Consider the following 14,481-nt stretch of genomic DNA (forward strand, 5'->3'; position numbering starts at 1 on the left):
GGCCGGCACGCCCCCTGCCCTCGCCGCCCGCTTGAACCTTCGCTCCGCGAGACGCCGCGCCCGGCCGAGACGCCCGGCCCCGCCCCTTCTTCCGCCGTCGCCGCCGGCCTGAACCTCCACCCCGTGGGGCGCCGCGCCCGGCCGACTCCTTCACTCCGTCCCTTCTTCCGCCGTCGCCGCGCGGAGCCGACCGCATACCCGGCGGTCTCTGAGCACGGCGGTCGTCCGGCGGGGCCGGACGGCCGGTGCGGTCACCTCACCCGCCGCGCAGGTGGTCGCGGAGGGCGCCGGCGACGCGGGCCATGAGCGCCTCGGCGCCGGGCTGGATGATCGCCGGGACCCGCGACTCGGTGAGCACCGCGACGGCGAAGGCCTGCCCGTCGGCGTGCTCCACCACGCCGACCTCGTGCCGGAGGTTGAGCAGGGTGCCGGTCTTGGAGGACCACTTGGAGGCGTCGGAGGCGAAGTCGGGGGCCAGTCGCTGGCGCATCAGGTTGTCGCCCATCAGCCCGCGGACCCGCTCGGCGATCCCGGGGTCGACGGCCGAGGGGGACCACAGCTCCTGGAGCAGGTCGGTGAAGGCCCGCGCCGTCCCCGAGTTGCCCACGGTGACGTCGAGCTGGGGCATCACGTGGCCGCGCCCGGCGGTGCCCGCGCCGATGGCCAGCGAGTGCGCCAGGTGGGCGTCGTCCGGGCCGAGGCGGTCCGCGGGGGTGTCGCTGAGATCGCTCATCGGGTGCCGGACGGTGATCCCGCGGACGCCCATGCGCCGCAGCGACTCGGTGACCCGCACGGGCGGGGCGATGGCGAACAGGGCTTCGGCGGCCACGTTGTCACTGATCGCCATGGCGAGGTAGAGCAGGTCCTCCACGGCGACCCGGACGGGGTGGCGGAACCTGCCGACTCCGGTCGGCGCGCCGCCGGGGCGCAGCGGCACCGGTTCGGCTCCGTCCACCTCGCCGGCGCGGACCAGTTCCAGGACCGCCACCGCCAGCGGGATCTTCACCAGCGAGGCGGTGGGGAACTCCAGGTCCGGCTCGATCCCCGCCTCCTCGCCGGTGCGCAGGTCGCGGACGAGGAAGGAGCCGCGCAGCCCGCCGTCGTCGAGTTCGGCGCGGAGCTCCCGGATGAGGGCCTCGGTGCTCATGCCGCGCCCCCGTCCCGGGTCAGGGCGCCCAGGCAGTGCGCGATCCCGGCGCCCAGCCGCTCCCGGATCCGCTCGGCCTCGTCGCCCGCGCCGCCCGCGATCCCGTAGCCGCGGGCCAGGTCGATCCCGCCGATCGGGCGCCAGTGCAACTCCAGCTCCTCTGCCTGCTTGGCCGAGCAGAGCAGCAGGTCGGAGGAGCCGAGCACGGCCGCGACCGCGGGGGCGAGCGCGGCGGCCACCGCGACCTGGGCGGGGCGCAGACCCACCGAGTCGCGCAGCCGGGTCACCCGGTCCCGGATGTGCGGGACGTCGTCCTCGGGCTGGATCCAGATGCGGCGGCCCGGGGCGGCCCGGTCGCCGCGCCCCACCCGGAGCGTCTCGGCGTGCACCACCCGGGCGCGCTGCGGGACCGCGGCGGCCAGGCCCAGCGGCACCGTCCAGGCGCTCTCGCTCACCGGGACGGCGGTGAGGGCGGCCCGGACCTGCTGGGAGCGGAGCAGTTCGGCCCGCTCGTCCGGCCGGGCCTGCTGGAAGTCGAGGTGGACGCCCTGCTCGCGGGCCTCGGCGTCGAGGCGGGCGAGGTCCAGGGTGGAGCAGACGTCCGGGACGGCGAACCGGAGCGGGGTGAGCCGGGCGCGCTCGGCGTCGTGCTCCATCGCGTCGGCCAGCCGCACCAGGCGCCTGGCGGAGGGGAGCATCTCCCTGCCGAACGGGGTGAGCACGGCCCTGCGCGCCGAGCGGTCGATCAACCGCCCGCCCAAGTGCTTCTCCAGGGCGGCGACGCGCCGGCTGGCGACCGGCTGCGGGATGCGCGCGGCCGCCGCGCCGAGGGTGAAGCTGCCCCGCTCGCTCACGCTTACGAACGCCTTGCAGGCACCGACGAGATCCATGACAGAGCATTATGCCGGTTCCGCATGGAAGCGCCGGTTTCCGTCTTGGACGGCATCGGATCTCTGGGCCAGACTGCTGCGCAGGGCTTCGGCGAGGCCGTCCGAGCACGCGGGGCGGGGCATCGGGCGTGCACCCGGGGGTGCGCACCGGACATCGGCGGGCCCACCGCTCACCATGCATTCGAACGTGTGTTCGATACGAGAAGCAGGGAGTAACGGGGATGAGAATCCGCTTCACACGGGGCGCCGGCGCGGCACCGCTGGCCGCACTGGCGCTCGTGCCGCTGGCCGCCTGCACCGGAGCCGGCCTCCCCGGCGGCGTCGCCGCCGAGGTCTCGGCCCGGGAGAGCACGGGCGCGGCCGCCGGGAGCGCCCTGACGGCCGGGGTCGAGCGGGCCTTCGCGGAGCTGGAGGAGGAGCACGACGCCCGGCTGGGCGTCTACGCGGTGGACACCGGCTCCGAGGAGGAGATCGCCTACCAGGCCGACGAGCGGTTCGCCTACTGCTCCACCTTCAAGGCGATGGCCGTCGGCGCCCTGCTCCGCGAGCACCCGGAGGAGAAGCTGGACGAGGTGGTCGCCTACTCCGAGGAGGACGTGATCGGGTACTCGCCGATCACCGAGAAGCACGTCGACACCGGCATGACGCTGCGCGACATCGGCGACGCCGCGATGCGCTACAGCGACAACACCGCGGGCAACCTGCTGTTCGAGCAGTTCGGCGGGCCGAAGGGGCTCCAGGCCGAACTCCGCGAGATCGGCGACGAGACCACCAGCATGGACCGGTACGAGACCGACCTGAGCGAGGCGGTCCCCGGCGACGAGCGGGACACCAGCACCCCGCGCGCGCTCGCCGCGAACCTGCGCGAGTACGCCCTCGGCGACTCGCTCACCGATACCGAGCAGGACTACTACACCGACCTGCTGGAGCGGAACCTCACCGGTGACGCGCTGATCCGGGCCGGCGTCCCGGCGGACTGGAAGGTCGGCGACAAGACCGGCAGCGGCGGCTACGGCACCCGCAACGACATCGCCGTGGTGTACCCGCCGGACGGCGACCCGATCGTCATCGCGATCATGACCAGCCGGGACGAGAAGGACGCCGAGCGGCGGGAGGCGCTGGTCGCCGACGCCGCCGAGGTGGTCGCCGACACCCTCGGCTGACCGCCCCGGGCGGCCGCGCGCCGCCCGGAGAGATGCGGCCGGGGACTCCGCCCACCCCTCGGCCGCGCCCCGGGGACGCACCCCGGGAACGGGGACGGCCGGGCGCCATGCCGGTTCCGCATGGAACGGCCCGCTTCCGCCCCGAACGGCATCGAACCACCGGGCCGGCCGCCGCGCGACGGCCGCGGAGGCCCGTCCCCGGCCCGGTGGCCCACCCCACGAAACAGGGAGAAACAGAGGATGAAGACCGCATTCGCACGGCGCCTCGGAGTCGCCTCGCTGACCGCGCTGGCGCTCGCACCGGTCGCGGCCTGCACCGGCGCCGGCGCACCGGAGGGCACCGCCACCGAGGTCTCGGCCCGGCAGGACCTGCAGGCCGCGGCGGAGAAGGAGTTCAAGGAGCTGGAGAAGGAGTACGACTCCCGACTCGGCGTCTACGCGGTGGACACCGGCTCCGACGAGGAGGTCGGCTACCGGGCCGACGAGCGGTTCGCCTACTGCTCCACCTTCAAGGCGCTGGCCGTCGGCGCGCTCATGGACCGCTTCCCCGACGAGAAGCTCGACGAGGTGGTCACCTACTCCGAGGAGGACCTGGTCGACTACTCCCCCATCACCGAGAAGCACGTCGACACCGGCATGACGCTGCGCGACATCAGCGACGCCGCGGTCCGCTACAGCGACAACACCGCCGCCAACCTCCTCTTCGACCAGTTCGGCGGGCCGAAGGGGATGGAGGCCCAGCTCCGCGAGATCGGCGACGAGACCACCAGCATGGACCGCTACGAGACCGACCTGAACTCGGCGGTCCCGGGCGACGAGCGGGACACCAGCACCCCGCGCGCGCTCGCCTCCGACCTGCGCGAGTACACCCTGGGCGACACGCTCGACGAGGACGAGAGCGCCTTCCTCACCGACCTGCTGAAGCGCAACACCACCGGAGACGAGCTGATCCGGGCCGGTGTCCCGGACGGCTGGGAGGTCGGCGACAAGACCGGCGGCGGCGACTACGGCACCCGCAACGACATCGCGGTGCTGTGGCCCTCCGACGGCGGCGACCCGATCGTCGTCGCCATCCTGACCAGCAGGGACGCCAAGGACGCCGAGTGGCGGGAGGAGCTGGTCGCCGACGCCGCCGGGGTCGTCGCCGACACCCTCGGCTGACCCGGGGCGCCTCCGCGGGACCGCCCGCGCGAGGGGCGGCGGGCCGGCGCCCGCCGCCCCTCCGGGGTCAGTACCTGCGGAGCCTCGATTCCAACCTGAGTGCCGCGTTCACCAGCGACTCGGGCACCTTCGACCCGGCCTGGCTCTTGGCGATCCGGCCCGCGCTGGGCAGCGAGGAGCGGTCCGGCCAGGTGGCCGCGTCCCACAGCGAGGACCGCAGGAAGGCCTTGGCGCAGTGCAGGAACAGCTCCTCGATCCGCACCTCGATCGCGAGGTCGGGGCGCTTGCCCTGCACCGCGAGCCGGTCGAAGTAGGGGGCGTCCCGGACGATCCCGGCCCGGCCGTTGACCCGCAGCGTCTCGTCGACCCCCGGGACCAGGAAGATCATGCCGACCCGGGGGTCGGCCAGGATGTTGCGCAGGCTGTCCAGCCGGCGGTTGCCTTTCCGGTCGCCGAACACCAGCGACCGGCCGCCGTCGAGGACCAGCACGCTGCCGGGCGGGTCGCCGCGCGGCGAGACGTCCGTCCCGCCGCCGGGGGCGGTGGTCGCCAGCAGGAAGAACGGCGACGCCTCCAGAAAGAGCCGGGACTGCTCGTCCACGTGGTCGATGGCCTTCTCGGCGACGGCCCGGACCGGCTCCTTGACGACCTCGCGCAGCTCCTCCTCGGTCGAGATCCTGCGGACCTCTCCCCCGCCCCCGCTCCCGTCCCGCACGGCGCCTCCGATCCGCGTCCGCCCCGGCGGCGGGCACCGCCGCCGTTTGAAGATAAGGGCACCCTAACCCATCCCGCTCCGGCCCGCCCGGGGCGCCGGTCACGCCTCCAGCGCCAGCGAGGCCGCGATGGCGAACATGGTGCACGCGATCACCAGGTCCAGGACGCGCCAGGCCCGCGGGGAGCGGAACACCGGCCCCAGGTACCGGGCGCCGAACCCCAGCGCGCTGAACCAGACCAGGCTGCCCAGCACCGCCCCGCCGCCGAACCACCAGCGCTGCTCGCCGTAGCCGTTGCCGACCGAGCCGGTGAGCACCATGGTGTCCAGGTAGACGTGCGGGTTCAGCCAGGTCATCGCCAGGCACGCGGCGACCGCCGCGGCCGCCCCCGCCGGGGCGCTCCCCTCCGCCGGGCCCAGCCGGCCCGGGCGGGCGGCCCGGCGCAGCGCGAGCGCCCCGTAGACGACCAGGAACGCCACGCCGCCCCAGCGGACCGCGGTGAGCAGCCAGGGCGCGAGCTCGGCGACCGTGCCGATGCCGGAGATGCCGAGCAGGATCAGCACCGCGTCGGAGAGGGCGCAGATCGCCACCACGGCGGGGACGTGCTCGCGGCGCAGACCCTGGCGGAGCACGAAGGCGTTCTGCGCGCCGATGGCGACGATGAGCGAGAGCCCGAACCCCAGCCCCGCCCCGGCCGCGGCGAGGTCGGAGAGCGCCCCGGAGAGGCCGGAGGGCGCGGCGAAGGCAGGGGGCGGAGCGGCGAGGAGAGAAGCGAAGATCGACACGCTCCGAAGCTAGGCCCGGCCACCCGCGACAGTAAAGCTAATGTTCCTCGGGTTCCGTTAGAATTGCTCATGATGAACCTGGACTTCGGGCAGCTGCGGGCACTGAGCGCCGCCGTGCGGTGCGGCACCTTCGACGCGGCCGCGGCCGCGCTGCACGTCACCCCCTCCGCGATCAGCCAGCGGATCAAGGCGCTGGAGACCGAGGTGGGCCGGGTGCTGCTGGTCCGCTCCCGGCCGCTGGCGGTGACCGACGCGGGGGCGTCGGTGCTGCGCACGGCCCGGCAGATCGAGGCGCTCTCCGCCGACCTCGCCCGCGACCTGAGCGGCGGAGGCGACGGGGACGGCGACGGCCCGGTCACCGTCCCGCTGGCCGTCAACGCGGACTCGCTCTCCACCTGGGCGCTGCCGGCCTTCGCCGGCCTCAGCGGCCACCTCTTCGAGATCCACCGGGAGGACGAGGAGCACACCGTCTCGCTGCTGCGCGACGGAACGGTGATGGCGGCGATCACCGCCGATTCCGCCCCGGTCCAGGGCTGCACCGTGGAGCGGCTGGGCACCATGCGCTACCTGGCCGTCGCCGCCCCGGACTTCGCCGAGCGCTGGTTCCCCGACGGGGTGACCGCCGACGCGCTGGCCGCCGCCCCGCACGTCGACTTCGACCACAAGGACGACCTGCAGCGCCGGTACATCCGCTCCCGCACCCGCCGCCGCCTCACCCCGCCCTGCCACCGGGTCCCCGCCTCGGCCGACTTCGCCGAGGCCGTGGCCCTCGGCCTCGGCTGGGCGATGGTCCCCCTGATGCAGGTCGAGGCCATGGGCGACCGCCTGGTCGACATCGACCCGGACCACCCGCTGGACCGCCCGCTCTACTGGCAGCAATGGCGCCTGCGCAGCCCGGCCCTGGACACCGTTGCCACCGCGGTCATGGAGGCGGCAAGGGCGACCCTCCGCTGATCAGAGGTGGAGCTTCCCCGCGCCTGCGGGGCTTACCACGCGCAGCGCCACCATGTCCTGCTGGGCGAGGGGTCCATCCCCGCGCCTGCGGGGCTTACAATCATCGTGCACAAAACAGTTTCATTTGCAGGCACAACCATTTTGGCGCTGGGAGTGCTCGCTTCTCCCGCTCAAGCAATTGAGACTCCCGCAGAGATGGACATGAAGGATCCACAGTCTCAGCCGGTTTCCCTTAACGGGAAAATATCCATACCCGATTCCTTTTCTCTCTCTTCAGGGGGTGGCCATTACGCCATCGAAGATCCCGGAAAAGGAGCTCCCGACTCCCCTGAAGATCATGGCGCCTCTCCCTACACAGGAAATAATGACAGTGACGAGAATGGCGACATTGGAACGCCTGAAATCATCGGAGGCGACAACCGGTATCGCGTAGAGACCGACTTTCACCCCTACACCGCCGTCACATTGATCGAATATGATGACGGTGGCTGGTGTACAGGCTGGCTTGCCGGGCCGGATGTTGTGGTAACTGCTGGCCACTGTGTGAGCGAGGGAGGGACCGGCAAGTTCTTCGCCCCGGAGACCACCACAGTCATTCCGGCCTACGACAACCGCTGGGATCCCGCAGCCCCATTCGGTGAATGCGGGGTAACTAACCTCGCCCCCCAGAAAGCATGGCTCTATGATGCCCCCCCACACTCACCATGAAGCGGGCACCATGTTTCACAGGACACTCATTCATACTGCCGTCACTCTAGCCCTTGCAGCTTCTTCGGGATGCAGCCTCCCCAGCACCCCTGTAAGTAGCAATGAAGTACCGACCCATAACCCAGACAAGCCGAACCCGAAATCAGCTCGCATTTTCGGGGTTGTCTATGACAGCAATGAGACTCCCATGGAAGGGGTCTCGATCAACCGAACTCCGACAGGAGACAATCCTCCACCAATGCAAGAAATCGCAATTGCGAGTAACGCAAAAGGGGAATGGTCCGTCGATTTGCAGCCCGGGGAATGGGAAATATACGGGCAAGTGCACGGAGAAGTGAAAGAAAAAAGAACTCCGACAGAGACCTTAAAAGTTGAGGCTGGAGAGATCATCAAAGGCGTTACCCTCCAATTCCCTTAATGAATCATAACCCCCTTTCGGAGACTCCTAACCACTATCTTCTGGTCAAGGAAAATGATTCGGGTTCAACCACTACGGGCAGTACCTCAGGCTCCAGCTCGGTGACGGTGACCGTGCACTCCCCCGCGCCAGCGGCCTCCACTAGGCCCCCAGGGTGACGGTGGCCACCGTGTCGTCGTTGGTGGTGGCGTCGCGGGGGCCGGTGGTGTAGGTGGCGATGACGGTGAGCTGCTGGGTCGTGGCCACAGCGGTCTCCTTTCAGTTCATCAGGGTCAAGGGGGGTGGCGCCCGGCCTACTCAGGCGGTGAGCCGGACCTCGCGGGGCGCCACCGTCACGGAGAAGGGGCGTCGCTACCGGGGATGGTCACGTTCTCGGCCGGCTCGCTGAGGATCGAGAACTGGACCTGAATCCGCGCGGCCTCGTCGCCGACCGACCGCATCTTGCCGCTGGAGGCGACCCGCACCGGGTACACATCCATCGGCATCCCGGGCTCATCGCCGTTGGGTCCATCCCCGCGCCTGCGGGGCTTACTTGGTGCTGGTGGCGGCGATGCGGGAGTGGGTGAGTCCATCCCCGCGCCTGCGGGGCTTACGCCTGCGAGCAGGGGGTGCGCGCGCTGCAGGTGAGTCCATCCCCGCGCCTGCGGGGCTTACCCGCTGCAGCTCCGCGGCGTCGACCCAGCGCACGAGTCCATCCCCGCGCCTGCGGGGCTTACCGGAACCGGCGGTGGAAAAACGAGCTTCATTCAAGTCCATCCCCGCGCCTGCGGGGCTTACCCTGAATGACCTGCGACGTTGTTGGGCGTTACCGATAAGTTATCCACACTTCGAGTGTCACGCTCTCTACCGTAGCGGCGGTTCCTCCGGGGCGGTGGCCGCCTTCAAGTAGCGGGTGTAGAGCTCGCGGTACGCCTCGGTGTTCGGGCCCGGGTGGATCGGGGGTTCGTTGCGCGGGGGCGGGGGTGCCAGGGGAACGCCGACGGCGCGGGCTGCGAGGAGGGCCGCGCCGAGGGCCGAAGGGCTGCGCAGGGAGGTCGGGCGCAGTTCGGCGCCGAGGACGTCGGCGAGCAGGTGGCGGAAGCGGGGGTCGCGGGCTCCGCCGCCGGTGAGGCGGATGGTGGCGGGGGCGCCCCCGGGCAGTGCCGAGGCCGCGTGCCGGATCGACAGGGCCACGCCCTCGACGGCGGCCCGCAGCAGTTCCGTCCGTCCTGTTCCCAGGCTCAGGCCGGAGAGGCGCCCGGCCGCTCCGTCCTCCCCTCTCCCCGTCCCCGTCCCCGCCGTGCGCTCGCCGGTCAGGTGCGGGACGAACAGCACCCCGCCCGCCCCCGGGCCGCCCTGGTCCGCGGCGGCGTACAGCTCCTCCCAGTCGGCTCCGAGCAGGCGGCGCACCCAGTCCAGGGCGATTCCGGCGTTCTGCACCGCCGCCATCCTGTACCACCCGCCCGGTTCGGCGGTGCGGTAGACGTGCCCGCCGGGGAACGGTGCCGGGTCGCCGGTGGGGGCGACGAGCTGGGCGCCGCTGCCGACGGTGAGCCGCACCTCGTCCTCGCCCGCGCCGGAGGCGAGCAGGCCGGCCGGGGTGTCGCCGGCGCCCGCCGCGACCGGGACGCCCGGCGGCAGGCCCAGTTCGGCGGCGGCCTCCCCGGTGAGCGCGCCGGCCGCGGAGCCGGAGGGAAGGACCGGCGGGAGCAGCCGCTCCGGCAGGCCGGCCGACGCGAGGGCCGCCCGCGACCAGGTGTCGGCGGGGACGTCCCAGAGCAGGGTGGCCGAGGCGTCGGAGGGGTCGGTGGCGGCGGCGCCGGTGAGGCGCATCCGGAGCCAGTCCTTGGGGAGCAGCGCCCAGCGGGCCGCGCGGACCGCGTCCGGTTCGCTGCGGGCCGCCCAGCGCAGCAGCGGCCCGGTCATCCCGGGCACCACCGGGTTGGCCAGGCGCTCGCGCTCCCCGGCGGGCAGTGCGGTCCACGGCTCCAGGTCGCCGGCCGCGCGCCGGTCGGCCCAGAGCAGCGCCGGGCGGACCGGGGCGCCGTCGGCGGCGGTGAGGACCAGGCCGTGCATCTGCCCGTCCAGGCCGATCCCGGAGATGCGCACCCCGTCCGGCCGCCGCTCCGCCGCCCGGCCGGAGGCCGCCCGCTCCAGCGCCGAGCGGACCGCCCGGACGGTGGCCGCCCACCACTCGCCGGGGTCGCCCTCGGCCCACCCCGGCTGCGGCGACCGGACCGGGTACCCGGCCTCCGCCTCGCCCAGCAGCTCCCCGTCCACCCCGATGACCAGCGCCTTCACTCCGCTGGTGCCGAGGTCGACGCCGAGCAGCGCGTCGGTGCCCACCGCCCGCCCGCCGGATCGCACGAGAACGCCTCCCCCACCGGTCGCCGCCTGTCCGCGGCTCCCCATTCTCCGCCACCGCCGCGCCCCTCACGGTGCCGCTGAGCCCGTGCGGGTGGGGCGGCCGCGCCCGTCGCACGCACCCGCTACCCTTCCAGGGCCCCGCCCCTCCCCCTGCACCGGCCAAGGAAGCGACCACCGTGGGACTCCTCTCCGAATTCTTCTCCGAAATGCTGAGCCGGGCGATGACCCGCAAGGCCGACGCGGTCGTGATGTCGGCGCAGAGCCGCCGGGTGCAGCGGTTCGCCGCGGAGGGCGGCCTGCACCACACCCCGCCGGGGCGGCCCGTCGGGCATGCCGCGCCCGCCCTGGGCGAGCTGTGCGCCCTGGGGGTCCCCGCCGCTCCGGAGCAGGCGTGCGACGTGGTCGGCGGCACCCTCCGGGGCATCCCGGTGCTCGGTTTCGACAACCCGCACGTCAAACTGCACGCGCTCGACGGTGGTCACTTCTGGTTCGCCGCGGCCCGGCTGCCGTACGCCTGCCCGGACGTCATCGCGCGCTCCCCGTGGGAGGTGCGGCACGCGAAGGGCACCCCGGTGACCGGATGGTTCCCGAACCTGCCGCACTACGTCCCGCTGCCCGGCGCCTCCTCCGGGGAGCGCGGCGTGCTGACCGCCGACCCGGGCTTCGCCGCCCATGCCGTGGGGGCGGTGCGCGGCCGGGGGCGGTCCTACCGGATGTCCTGGGCGGTCCGCGGCCACTGGGCGGTGACCTGGGACCCCGGGCCGGTGACCCTGGAGCGGCTGCGGCAGCGCTTCGGCCTGGTGTGCGACCTCGCCGCCCGGTGCCGGTGAGGCCCGGCCGCGCCCGGCCGGGCCTCCGGCTCCGCTGCTTCAGGCGGGGCCGTCCAGGCCGAAGAAGGAGGTGATCCAGTAGGCGGAGCAGATCGAGTCGATGAAGTGCGGGGTCCCGGTCCGGCCGCACTGCCGTTCGGCCTGGCCCGGGTCGACCGGGGTGCCGTGGCCGATGCCGGAGACCCGGGCGACCTCGACCGCGACGCTCCCGTCTGCGGACAGGTACTCCTCGCGGACGGTCCGCCCGCCGGGGCCGATGGCGGTGGTGCGGTCCGGCTCCTGCCCCAGGCCGTGCACCTCGGTCCACTGGTCGCGCAGCTCACCGGCGTTGCCGGGGACCACCGTGGTGTCCTGGTCCCCGTGCCAGATCGCCACCCTCGGCCAGGGGCCGCCGTAGCCCGGCCGTGCGTCGCGGACCCGCTGGGCCCAGGCCTCGGGGGTCCGGTCCGTGCCGGGGTTCATGCAGGTGAACGGGTTGGTGTCCCGGGTGCAGCCGTAGGGGATCCCGGCGACCGCGGCGCCCGCCCGGAAGGCCTCCGGGTAGGCGGCGAGCATCACCGCGGTCATCGCGCCGCCGGCGGACAGGCCGGTGACGTGCACCCGCTCCGGGTCGGTGCCGTAGGCGTCGACCGCGTGCGCGGCCATCTGCCGGATCGACGCCGCCTCGCCGGAGCCGCGGCGGTTGTCGATCGCCTGGAACCAGTTGAAGCAGTTGCGGATGTTGTTCGCGATCGGCTGCTCCGGGAGCACCAGGAGGAAGCCGTACCGGTCGGCGAACTCGGCCAGGCCGGAGTTGTCGGCGTAGGTCCGGGCGTCCTGGGTGCAGCCGTGCAGGGCCACCACCGCCGGCGCGCCGGCCGGCAGCGGGTCCGGGCGGTAGACGTACATGTCCAGCGCGCCGGGGTCGGCGCCGAAGTCCTCGACCTTCTCCAGGGGCACGCCGGCGGCTCCGGCGTGCGCCGCGGGCGCCGGGGCCGCCAGCAGTCCGGCGGCGACCAGCCCGGCGGCGACCCGGCGGGCGAGGGCCCCGCGGCGGCGCGGTGCCCGGTCGCCGGGGTGGGGGCGGATGCGGGGGGTGCGGGGGTTCATGCTGCCTCCGTTCGCGGCCGGAGCCGCCCCGGAGGCGGTCCGGCCGGGGGTGGCGCGCCGCGCTCCGGGGCCCGGTTCCGGCCAGGGTAGGCGGCGCCCTGCGGGCGCGGTATGGCTCCGTCCCCCGCCTCCGCGGCGGTGCGGGCCGCGCCCGGCCCGTTGCGCCGGTCCCGGCGGCCGCCCTCTCCGGCCCGCGGCCGGGCCGGCGCGGAGCCCCGGTGTGCCGCACGGCCATATCCGGGCGTGGCCGGGCCACCCCCGACGGGCGCGGGCGGGGTCCGCCGCGCCGGTCCGGTGGGACCGCCGCCATGACCGGTCCCGCCGCCGGCTCCTCCTCCGGCTCCGGCGCCGCACGGGTCCGGGCGCCCCCGGAGGGCGGCCCGTCCCGTCCGCGGGTCCGGCAGGCCAGGATGGACCGATGGACATCACCGAGCGTTTCACCGTGATCGACGGGCACCGCGTCGCCTACCTCGACTCCGGCGGCGAGGGGCCGGCCGTGCTCGCCCTGCACGGGCACTTCTCCCGCGGGCGGGCGTTCGCGCCGCTGGCGCGGGCGCTGTCCGGGCGGTTCCGGGTGATCGCCCCCGACCAGCGCGCCCACGGGCGCTCCGGGAAGGGCGGCGACCTGTGCCCCGACCGCTACGTCCGCGACGCCGCGCGGCTGCTGGAGGAGCTGGGCACCGGCCCCGCGGCCGTGCTCGGCCACTCCATGGGCGGGATCGTCGCCTACCGGCTGGCCTCCCGCTTCCCGGAGCTCTGCGCGGCGCTGGCGGTCATCGACATCGGCACCGCCAACCGGGAGCCCGAGGTGCGGCCGGTCCTGGACGTCACCGGGTGGCCCCGCCGCGCCCCCTCCCGGGAGGCCCTGGCCGCCGCCATCGAAGAGCAGGGCGTGCCGTCGTGGTTCTTCATGGAGAGCGCCGCGGAGTTCGACGACGGCTGGGGCCTGCTCTTCGAGTACGAAGACATGATGGCCTCCCAGCGGGCCCTGATCGGCGACCACATGGCGGCGTGGGCCTCCGCCCGCGGCCCCGCGCTGCTGCTGCGCGGCACGGAGAGCTTCATGCTGTCCGAGGCCGAGGCCGCCCGGATGGCCCGGGCCCGCCCGGACGTGGAGGTCGTTCCGTTCCCCGGGTGCGGCCACTGGCTCTACGCCGACGCCCCCGAGCGGTTCGCCCGGGTGGTGGGCGACTTCCTGGAGCGGCGCCTCCGCGCCTCCCCGGGGGCGGCGGACGCCGGGAGCGCGCGGCCGCGCTGAGAGCAGGCGCACACCCGGCGGCGGCGCCTTCTCCCCCGCCCCCGTGCTCGAATGGGAACCGGTACAGAACAGACCGTGTACCAGTACGAATCCGGCGAAGAGGGCGCCGCGCCGGCGGCTGACGGTTCCGGCCCCGCGCCCCTCCCCGCCCCGACGGAAAGCGGGCCCCGCCCATGACCACCGCCCTCGTCCTGCGCCACCTCGCCTTCGAGGACCTGGGGATCCTCGCCCCGCTGCTGGAGCGGCGGGGCCACCGGATCTCCTACCGCGACGTCGGCGTCGACCCGCTGGACGAGGCGGAGCTGCTCGGCGCCGGCCTACTCGTCGTCCTCGGCGGGCCGGTCGGCGTGCACGAGACCGACGCCTACCCGTTCCTCGCCGAGGAGGCCGCGCTGATCGGCCGGCGGGTCGCGGCCGGAGCGCCCACCCTGGGCATCTGCCTGGGCGCCCAGCTGATCGCCCGCGCCGCCGGGGCCCGCGTCACCGCCGCCGGCCGCAAGGAGATCGGCTATGCGCCGCTGGCCCTGACCCCCGAGGGCGAGGCGTCCCCGCTGAAGCACCTGGACGGCTCCCCGGTGCTGCACTGGCACGGCGACCGGTTCGAGACCCCCGCCGGGGCCGACCGGCTGGCCGCCACCCCCGGATGGCCGGACCAGGCGTTCGCCCTGGGGCCGAACGTGCTCGGCCTCCAGTTCCACCTGGAGGCCGACCACACCCGGATCGAGCAGTGGCTCATCGGCCACGCCCACGAACTCGCCGCCGCCGGTGCGGACCCGGCCCGGATCCGCGCCGACGCCGGGGCGCACGGCCCCGCCCTGGCCTCCGCCGCCCGCCGGGTCTTCGACTCCTGGCTCGACGGCCTCCGGCCGCACCCGGCGTGACCGGAGGGACGGCCCGGCCCGTCCCCGCCGAACAACGGCCCTTTCCCCGTTCCACCCCCTGATCCAGGGTTTCCGGATTTTCCGGAGAAGCCGCGAAAAGGGAAAACCGATTCCGTTGCGCTCGGCCGGGCTCCTCCA

At 73.9% G+C, this 14,481-nt stretch carries 14 protein-coding genes and 1 CRISPR repeat array; of the genes, 7 read left to right on the forward strand and 7 right to left on the reverse strand.

Annotation, left to right across the window (positions count from 1 at the left end; translation table 11 throughout):
- Positions 1 to 256: 256 nt before the first annotated feature.
- Together J0910_RS19580 and J0910_RS19585 are read right to left on the reverse strand one after the other, a co-directional pair.
- Positions 257 to 1,147, reverse strand: coding sequence for a serine hydrolase (locus tag J0910_RS19580; protein ID WP_420159993.1), 891 nt, complete (start codon positions 1,145 to 1,147; stop codon positions 257 to 259).
- Complete coding sequence (locus tag J0910_RS19585) at positions 1,144 to 2,037, reverse strand: LysR family transcriptional regulator (protein ID WP_420159994.1); 894 nt, start codon at positions 2,035 to 2,037, stop codon at positions 1,144 to 1,146. The genes J0910_RS19580 and J0910_RS19585 overlap by 4 nt, the downstream gene beginning before the upstream one ends.
- Positions 2,038 to 2,258: 221 nt before the next feature.
- On the opposite strand from J0910_RS19585, the gene bla (J0910_RS19590) reads away from it, so the two are divergent.
- Both bla (J0910_RS19590) and bla (J0910_RS19595) read left to right on the forward strand, forming a co-directional pair.
- A complete protein-coding gene (gene bla / locus J0910_RS19590) occupies positions 2,259 to 3,200 on the forward strand; it encodes a class A beta-lactamase (protein WP_420159995.1) in 942 nt (313 codons plus the stop codon).
- 240 nt (positions 3,201 to 3,440) lie between these two features.
- On the forward strand, positions 3,441 to 4,361 hold the full coding sequence (gene bla, locus J0910_RS19595; protein ID WP_420159996.1) for a class A beta-lactamase: 921 nt from the start codon (positions 3,441 to 3,443) through the stop codon (positions 4,359 to 4,361).
- Between the two features lie 67 nt (positions 4,362 to 4,428).
- Here bla (J0910_RS19595) and J0910_RS19600 read toward each other — a convergent pair whose 3' ends face one another.
- Together J0910_RS19600 and J0910_RS19605 are read right to left on the reverse strand one after the other, a co-directional pair.
- Entirely contained in the window at positions 4,429 to 5,076 is a 648-nt protein-coding gene (locus J0910_RS19600) for an MSMEG_1061 family FMN-dependent PPOX-type flavoprotein (RefSeq protein WP_420159997.1), read from the reverse strand.
- A gap of 99 nt (positions 5,077 to 5,175) precedes the next feature.
- On the reverse strand, positions 5,176 to 5,859 hold the full coding sequence (locus tag J0910_RS19605) for a LysE/ArgO family amino acid transporter (protein WP_420159998.1): 684 nt from the start codon (positions 5,857 to 5,859) through the stop codon (positions 5,176 to 5,178).
- 72 nt (positions 5,860 to 5,931) lie between these two features.
- On the opposite strand from J0910_RS19605, the gene J0910_RS19610 reads away from it, so the two are divergent.
- Positions 5,932 to 6,813, forward strand: coding sequence for a LysR family transcriptional regulator ArgP (locus J0910_RS19610; RefSeq protein ID WP_420159999.1), 882 nt, complete (start codon positions 5,932 to 5,934; stop codon positions 6,811 to 6,813).
- Between the two features lie 105 nt (positions 6,814 to 6,918).
- Positions 6,919 to 7,521, forward strand: a complete 603-nt coding sequence (locus J0910_RS19615) for a trypsin-like serine peptidase (RefSeq protein ID WP_420160000.1) — start codon at positions 6,919 to 6,921, stop codon at positions 7,519 to 7,521.
- A 750-nt stretch (positions 7,522 to 8,271) separates the two neighbouring features.
- On the opposite strand, the gene J0910_RS19620 is transcribed toward J0910_RS19615, so the two are convergent.
- Entirely contained in the window at positions 8,272 to 8,424 is a 153-nt protein-coding gene (locus J0910_RS19620) for a hypothetical protein (protein ID WP_420160001.1), read from the reverse strand.
- Positions 8,425 to 8,444: 20 nt separating this feature from the next.
- Positions 8,445 to 8,716: a CRISPR direct-repeat array (repeat unit 27 nt; unit sequence GTCCATCCCCGCGCCTGCGGGGCTTAC).
- 66 nt (positions 8,717 to 8,782) lie between these two features.
- On the reverse strand, positions 8,783 to 10,285 hold the full coding sequence (locus J0910_RS19625; RefSeq protein ID WP_420160002.1) for a xylulokinase: 1,503 nt from the start codon (positions 10,283 to 10,285) through the stop codon (positions 8,783 to 8,785).
- Between the two features lie 176 nt (positions 10,286 to 10,461).
- Here J0910_RS19625 and J0910_RS19630 point away from each other — a divergent pair, with 176 nt between their 5' ends.
- Entirely contained in the window at positions 10,462 to 11,115 is a 654-nt protein-coding gene (locus J0910_RS19630) for a hypothetical protein (protein WP_420160003.1), read from the forward strand.
- 39 nt (positions 11,116 to 11,154) lie between these two features.
- Here the strand turns inward: J0910_RS19630 and J0910_RS19635 are convergent, their stop codons facing one another.
- Entirely contained in the window at positions 11,155 to 12,204 is a 1,050-nt protein-coding gene (locus J0910_RS19635; protein WP_420160004.1) for an extracellular catalytic domain type 1 short-chain-length polyhydroxyalkanoate depolymerase, read from the reverse strand.
- Between the two features lie 418 nt (positions 12,205 to 12,622).
- On the opposite strand from J0910_RS19635, the gene J0910_RS19640 reads away from it, so the two are divergent.
- On the forward strand, positions 12,623 to 13,462 hold the full coding sequence (locus J0910_RS19640) for an alpha/beta fold hydrolase (protein ID WP_420160005.1): 840 nt from the start codon (positions 12,623 to 12,625) through the stop codon (positions 13,460 to 13,462).
- A 173-nt stretch (positions 13,463 to 13,635) separates the two neighbouring features.
- A complete protein-coding gene (locus J0910_RS19645; RefSeq protein ID WP_420160006.1) occupies positions 13,636 to 14,343 on the forward strand; it encodes a glutamine amidotransferase in 708 nt (235 codons plus the stop codon).
- The last annotated feature ends 138 nt before the right edge of the window (positions 14,344 to 14,481 follow it).

Source organism: Nocardiopsis oceanisediminis (assembly GCF_048595525.1).
Lineage (GTDB): Bacteria > Actinomycetota > Actinomycetes > Streptosporangiales > Streptosporangiaceae > Nocardiopsis_A > Nocardiopsis_A oceanisediminis.

What these genes read in the sequence shown, in the direction of transcription:
- J0910_RS19635 (WP_420160004.1), bottom strand. Translation starts at nt 12,204, where the DNA reads ATGAACCCCCGCACCCCCCGCATCCGCCCCCACCCCGGCGACCGGGCA.
- J0910_RS19580 (WP_420159993.1), bottom strand. Translation starts at nt 1,147, where the DNA reads ATGAGCACCGAGGCCCTCATCCGGGAGCTCCGCGCCGAACTCGACGAC.
- J0910_RS19620 (WP_420160001.1), bottom strand. Translation starts at nt 8,424, where the DNA reads ATGCCGATGGATGTGTACCCGGTGCGGGTCGCCTCCAGCGGCAAGATG.
- J0910_RS19610 (WP_420159999.1), top strand. Translation starts at nt 5,932, where the DNA reads ATGAACCTGGACTTCGGGCAGCTGCGGGCACTGAGCGCCGCCGTGCGG.
- J0910_RS19645 (WP_420160006.1), top strand. Translation starts at nt 13,636, where the DNA reads ATGACCACCGCCCTCGTCCTGCGCCACCTCGCCTTCGAGGACCTGGGG.
- bla (WP_420159996.1), top strand. Translation starts at nt 3,441, where the DNA reads ATGAAGACCGCATTCGCACGGCGCCTCGGAGTCGCCTCGCTGACCGCG.
- bla (WP_420159995.1), top strand. Translation starts at nt 2,259, where the DNA reads ATGAGAATCCGCTTCACACGGGGCGCCGGCGCGGCACCGCTGGCCGCA.
- J0910_RS19585 (WP_420159994.1), bottom strand. Translation starts at nt 2,037, where the DNA reads ATGGATCTCGTCGGTGCCTGCAAGGCGTTCGTAAGCGTGAGCGAGCGG.
- J0910_RS19640 (WP_420160005.1), top strand. Translation starts at nt 12,623, where the DNA reads ATGGACATCACCGAGCGTTTCACCGTGATCGACGGGCACCGCGTCGCC.